This is a genomic window from Microcoleus sp. T3_A4 (assembly GCF_036700465.1).
Taxonomy (GTDB): domain Bacteria; phylum Cyanobacteriota; class Cyanobacteriia; order Cyanobacteriales; family Microcoleaceae; genus Microcoleus.
Genome location: NZ_JAUBOY010000104.1, coordinates 1 through 5,556, shown reverse-complemented (window position 1 = coordinate 5,556; position 5,556 = coordinate 1). Strand labels below are relative to the sequence as shown.

Annotated in this window: 5 protein-coding genes; 3 read left to right on the top strand and 2 right to left on the bottom strand. The window is 46.9% G+C overall.

What is annotated here, in order from left to right:
- Window positions 1–228 precede the first annotated feature (228 nt).
- Both QUA07_RS29460 and QUA07_RS29455 read right to left on the bottom strand, forming a co-directional pair.
- The gene (locus QUA07_RS29460) at window positions 229–1,482 is read right to left on the bottom strand and encodes an FIST N-terminal domain-containing protein (RefSeq protein ID WP_333332695.1); all 1,254 of its coding nucleotides are present in this window, start codon (window positions 1,480–1,482) and stop codon (window positions 229–231) included.
- Between the two features lie 189 nt (window positions 1,483–1,671).
- Entirely contained in the window at window positions 1,672–1,920 is a 249-nt protein-coding gene (locus tag QUA07_RS29455; RefSeq protein WP_333332692.1) for a hypothetical protein, read from the bottom strand.
- Window positions 1,921–2,224: 304 nt separating this feature from the next.
- Here QUA07_RS29455 and QUA07_RS29450 point away from each other — a divergent pair, with 304 nt between their 5' ends.
- The 3 genes from QUA07_RS29450 (at window position 2,225) to QUA07_RS29440 (ending at window position 5,206) form a co-directional block, all read left to right on the top strand.
- Window positions 2,225–2,461 carry a Calvin cycle protein CP12 gene (locus tag QUA07_RS29450; RefSeq protein WP_190662788.1) on the top strand — a complete coding sequence of 79 codons (237 nt, stop codon included), beginning with the start codon at window positions 2,225–2,227 and terminating at the stop codon, window positions 2,459–2,461.
- A 400-nt stretch (window positions 2,462–2,861) separates the two neighbouring features.
- A complete protein-coding gene (locus tag QUA07_RS29445; protein WP_333045632.1) occupies window positions 2,862–3,482 on the top strand; it encodes a DUF3177 family protein in 621 nt (206 codons plus the stop codon).
- 269 nt (window positions 3,483–3,751) lie between these two features.
- On the top strand, window positions 3,752–5,206 hold the full coding sequence (locus QUA07_RS29440) for a hypothetical protein (protein ID WP_333332689.1): 1,455 nt from the start codon (window positions 3,752–3,754) through the stop codon (window positions 5,204–5,206).
- The last annotated feature ends 350 nt before the right edge of the window (window positions 5,207–5,556 follow it).

Below are 5,556 nucleotides of genomic sequence, written 5' to 3'. Positions count from 1 at the left end.
TTTTCTTGCACCATTACTACCTTTCTTCGTCCGAAAATCTATACACTGTTTACTTGAACCACTTATTCAGCAAGCCCTATTTATTGGTCATCAGGCGATTTTAGATTTTAGATTTTAGATTTTCAACAGTCAACAGTCAACAGTCAACAGTCATCAGTCAACAGTCATCAGTCATCAGTCAACAGTCAACAGTCAACAGTCATCAGTCAACAGTCATCAGTTCACCAATTATGAATTTTGGCGGCAAATCCCGAATACGGATGTGTAGCCGTGCAGAAATGTGCTGCCGCCGACGGGGCCGATTTCGCCGTTGCAGAAAAAGCCGCTCAAGGGGATGTTTTTGAGGTATCGGCCGAACAGTCGGGAGTCAAAGTTCGATTCGCCGTAAAGCCCTTCACCGCGCCCCAGGCAAGAGAACATCAAGGCGCCGGCGCTGGATGTACCACTGTACTCGGCGGCCCGCTGATAGCGATCGAGCAGCATTTCTAGGTCTTCTGCGGAGGTGCGCGCGTCCCGCAGGTGAAATTGGATGCGCTGTCCGGGACGGACTCGATCGCCGATCGCAATTGCCCCCACTTTGGGATCTACTCCCAACAGATTGCGGATTAAAAAATCTCCCGGCTCTAATGTCAGCTTGAATTCATCGCTGACTAAGCCTACAAATAACGAGTGCTGGGCTAATTCTCGGTCTTCTTCGCTCAAAGTTTGAACTAACTCTCGCAGGGCCTCTAAGGGCGATCGCTCGATGCCCCCGCTGCCGCTATCATCGGTTTGTTCTTCGAGTTTCAGCAAAATATTCCGCTCTCCTTCCGTCACCCGATAAGGATGCCCGATCGGCCTGCAGCCTTGAGCGACGATCGTTTCCAAAACTATATTGCCGCTCAAAGCTACCCCAACCGTCCCTTCTCGGTAAAGGTGATAGTCGCAAAACAGCGCCGCGCCCCTGCCCGCACCGTCCCCCCCGGCGAGTCCTCCTACCTTGGCCGCGCCCGGATAGGCATAATCTAGCCCTTGCAGCAAATCGTTAATTTTTGCGGAAAAGGGGTCTGCCAAGATGATGAACTGCGGTTCTTCCTGGGCCGGCACGCCCAAGAGCTCCACCCAAGTATCCGGGGGACTATCTAAGTCCGGCAGTTCTTCTGCACCGACGTGAAAAGTTCTGACATTCACTCCCGGTAAGCGCGCCAGACTCAGGCTGACTGCGGGAGATCCCTCGACTTCTTCGGTGAGGCCGCCCCGGTTCGTGCCGATGACTCCTCCCCCGCCACAACCTAGGATCGCGGGTACGGGCAGCAGTTCTCGAAGTAAAGGCATCAGCCGAGAATACTCGCTGGCAAAGGCAGATGAGATAAATATCAGCGCTAAATCAGCCGGGCCTTCTAGGTCGCGATCGGCTTGTTCTATAACTTCTTTGAGGGCTGATTCCAAAGAGGGACGGGTTGATAAAGCGCTGACCCATTGCATTTGGTTTTGGGTGTACATAAGGCAAACTTCTCTATAAAACTATCTCTATACATTAGGCTAACCGGAACTGGCCACTGGGGGGACGCTATTCTTGGGCGATCGATTCCCATCGATTGCAGTTCTTGTGTTAACATAAGTTAACATGAGTGCCCCATTAATCTGTTTAGTGTTAAATGCCGTATTCAGCTAAATCTTAAAAGATAAAGCTCAATACAGTTTGACACACCAACCTCGTGTAATGTTTTCATCAAAAGTAAGGTCAGCTCGACCTACATTGATGCCTGTGGACTCTTCCCCCCCCGACGGGCTAGAGTAAAGCAGGAAGTAGAGACGGCTGCTGCGATCGCAGTTATGGATGGTTTCTCTCTGGGCTGCTGCAACAGCAGCGTATCTCAAGCTATTATTAGCTGGGGTCGCCAGACCGAAACAGCAAATCCAACCCAAACTAACATCCAAAAAGAAAACCTTTCTTACTTAATAAGGTCAACGACCCAGGTCTAAAGACACGCTCGCTTCGAGCCTAAGACTTAAACCACAGTTGACCCGCCTAAGACTTTAGAAGTCTATGTTTTTTGAGTTATGACACCAAGCGGATGCTTAGCTAGTCCCTTGCTCTGTCGTTAACGGTTAAACATCTTTATTTGGGTTAAGGACGTGCCGTTAGCCGAACAAGCTCACTAAACAAAGGCGCGTGCTAACATTACCTAGAAATAGGTCGGGGACAACCATATTCTCCTACACTTTCCTACCAACAAGTTTTATGACAACAACACCCGCAGGCAACATCCAAGAAAAAATTGAAGAAGAACTAGAAAGCGCTCGTACCGTCTGTGACCTCAAGGGCGCCACTTCCGGGGAATGCGCGGCGGCGTGGGACGCAGTTGAAGAACTGCAAGCAGAAGCTTCCCACCAAAAGCAAGTCAAACCTAAGAATTCTTTTGAAAAATTTTGCGACGACAATCCTGACGCTGCTGAGTGCCGCATCTACGAGGAATAAACGAGCCATTTAGCTCTATGCCTTCCCTCCCGCGCCGAAATCTAACTTTTGGCGCGGGAGAATTTTATTTTAGGGGTTGAGCCTTGAAATAATGGCGAGATTGGCCCTCTATCCCAATACGGTTCAAATCCGCCAGCTTCCCCCTCGCCCCCCAAGGGGGACAATAATTTGCTCTTGCATCCCCCAAGGGAGGCGAGGATGGGAAGGAGATATCTGAGGAATAAACAGTTTTAACTCAAGGGTATTGCCGTCTATCGTGTCTCAAGTACCCTTCAAAGCGCGCCAAGTACCTTAGAAAAGGTAGCAGTAACTAAAACATTAAGACCGTGTTCTGGTTGCTGATTTTTTAGCATTTTTGTAGTAAAATTTGTGACAAATAAGTGAGTATATTTTCCCAAAGATGTTGAGTCTTTTATTGGCAGCCACCGGGCCTTGGTTTCAACCGCTAGTCTGGATGGATTACCGGTTGTCTGTGTTATTAACAATTTCGATCCCGCTGGTAGTGCTGATTTGGGCTGTTGTGGCAAAAGCTGAGGCGATCGTCCGTTTGTCGATTATTTATTGGCGGGTGGCGAGTTTGCTGGCAATTACACTTTACCTGATGATGGCTGCGCTGCCTGTGAGCTTTGTATCGTCGGTGATTGGGAGGGCTTTAATTCCTGCTAGTCTCTGGTTTTGGGAGGATTTAAACGAAGAAATTGCCGATCGACCGCAGTCGCCCCTGAAACTGGCTTTTACAGCTTGGCGGTGGGCAATTACTGTTTACAGCGGTTTGGGCGCTCTAGCTCAACTTCCCTTCTTAAGCTGTGCTTTTAAATCTCAAATTCAAGTAATTGACGAACCTTTTTGCCGAGTTTGGTTAGATCCACCTTGGCTCTACAAACAAATGTTTCACCCTGCGGCAAACCCTCAATTTTTGGGATTGTTGGGTCTGATAGGTTTAGCAATTTATGTAATTTACTTGTCATATTTTGTGCTAATTAGACTAGGAAAACAGGGGAGGTCAGCAACCGGAAATTAAGTTGATTTTAAGTAAGTATTTGCCTCCTAAATTGCCGCTAAAGTCTTCAACAAAAAGCTCAAAAATCCCAACTCACAAAAGCCGGGGCGCATCTATGAAAGAATCAAAATAACAGCAGGGTGGCTGACGTAACTCGCCCACAAACGGATACTTGCGAACGACTCCTGTCGTGGAGATATAAAAATTTTAGACTCAGGTACAAACTCCCAGATTCATCTGTGGATAAAATCTAAAATCTAAAATCTAAAATCTAAAATCGACTGACAGCAATGTTATTGGTAAAGACTGTGATGGATAGCAAACAAGCCTACTTACAGTGCTTAGAAAGGCTAATTTGGGCGCTCGATCGCCTGGAAGCAAAAGTCGAACCAAGTGAAGTCGCTCGGATTGCCGAACTGATTGTTCAGCCGATGATGGGGCCCTGGCGGTTTTTTCACACTCCCGAACATATTTTTGATGTGGGGGGAAAGGAAGACGCGATCGAGGTTTTGGCAGCTTTATTTCACGATACCGTCTACGTGCAAGTCGATCGCAGCATTAACTTTAACGTCAGCTACTACATCACTCCTGTTGCAAAAGAGGTTAACAAACAACTACAAATTCGGGATAAATCTGAACTGTCTGCGGATGCTACCTTCGAGATGGTAATGCTGGTATTCAATTTTGAACCGGGCGAAGTCCTCAATCCTTTCGCTGGACAAAACGAATTTCTCAGCGCTGTCGTAGCAGCAAAAGCTCTAGAACCATTTCTCACACGCGAGCAATTGCTTCAAATTGCAGGCTGCATTGAAGCAACAATTCCGTTTCGCGCCGCCGATGCAGGAGTAACGGTAAGCCAGCGCCTTTATGACCGCTTGCAAGCAATAAATAGCCTGTTTAACCTCAGTTTGACTGACGGGGAAATGCGGGAAACGGTGAAAAAAGCTGTGCGAATCTCTAACCGGGATGTGATGAGTTTTGCTCACCATAGTTCAGCCCATTTTTTGGCAAATACCTGGAATTTACTGCCGGAAACCAATCACAATCTCATCTGCTGCGGTTTTTACACGGTTCGCGACTACCGAGTTGCTTTGCTCAAGATGGAAGGTTTTCTGAATTATCTTAAGCCTGAAATAATTTTCCGACAGTTTGAGGGATATCCAGACGATCGCACCTATCAGGGCTGGGAAGCTACTGCTAAGTACAATATCGAAATTGCGAAGCTTTATTTGGGGTGCAAACTGTCTGCCCTAGCCCTACTAGAAGCTCTTTCTTCGGATTTGGGGATTGAGGTTTCTCTGGCGATGATGATGGGAGGAATCCCGGCTCAATCTCCTAACTGCGTGCGCTTGGAAAGCTTTTTTCCCGAAATAGAGAAACCTTATAAACCTAAAATTAGTTTAGAAGCGGAAGTATTGAATTTATTAGAAAATGGGCGAGCTAAAAGCACTTCTAATAACGATTTGGAGAGTTCGCCCCTGACAACGTTTGTGGTAAAAATTGTTGGCTTTGACGAAATGCGCTATCAGTGCGATCGAGCTAAGGAATTTTTTCGAGAAAATCTCAACGCCGACGACTTTATTTCCCACTTTAACCCGATAGTTACAGAAATTGTCATTGATTCAATTCTCAAGTTGTTTGACAGCCGGAAATCTACTATCTACCGATTCTACGATATCACTTCTAAGTTAAAGTCCCAACCCCAGAGCTATTTTCCCGATCGGCCTTTTCGCTCAAATGGTTAACTAGCTTTAAATACAGTATTTTTGCCTCCTCTATAGAAAAGACCCTTACTCAGCTTATCAACAGTGGAGCGATTACACTGTGACAGGATTGATTGCCTCGCTTTCTCTACGTCAATCAGCCTATCCATCCCGGCACTAACAGCCGTACCGGTAAGTAGGTAGGCGGGATTAAACCGAATAATGTAACACTATGTAAACAGGTTTAAGTCAGCCAGTAGAGAGCCTTTGGAGACTTTTCCCTTGTTTCATAGGGGCGTTTTTTGGTGGCGACTTATATCAGGTTCGGATAATTAGTTATAATTAAGGGCAGCCGATTCACAGGGACGCCAAACCCCCTATGCCAAAAAAAG

What these genes read in the sequence shown, in the direction of transcription:
- QUA07_RS29460 (WP_333332695.1), bottom strand. Translation starts at nt 1,482, where the DNA reads ATGTACACCCAAAACCAAATGCAATGGGTCAGCGCTTTATCAACCCGT.
- QUA07_RS29450 (WP_190662788.1), top strand. Translation starts at nt 2,225, where the DNA reads ATGACAACAACACCCGCAGGCAACATCCAAGAAAAAATTGAAGAAGAA.
- QUA07_RS29445 (WP_333045632.1), top strand. Translation starts at nt 2,862, where the DNA reads ATGTTGAGTCTTTTATTGGCAGCCACCGGGCCTTGGTTTCAACCGCTA.
- QUA07_RS29440 (WP_333332689.1), top strand. Translation starts at nt 3,752, where the DNA reads ATGTTATTGGTAAAGACTGTGATGGATAGCAAACAAGCCTACTTACAG.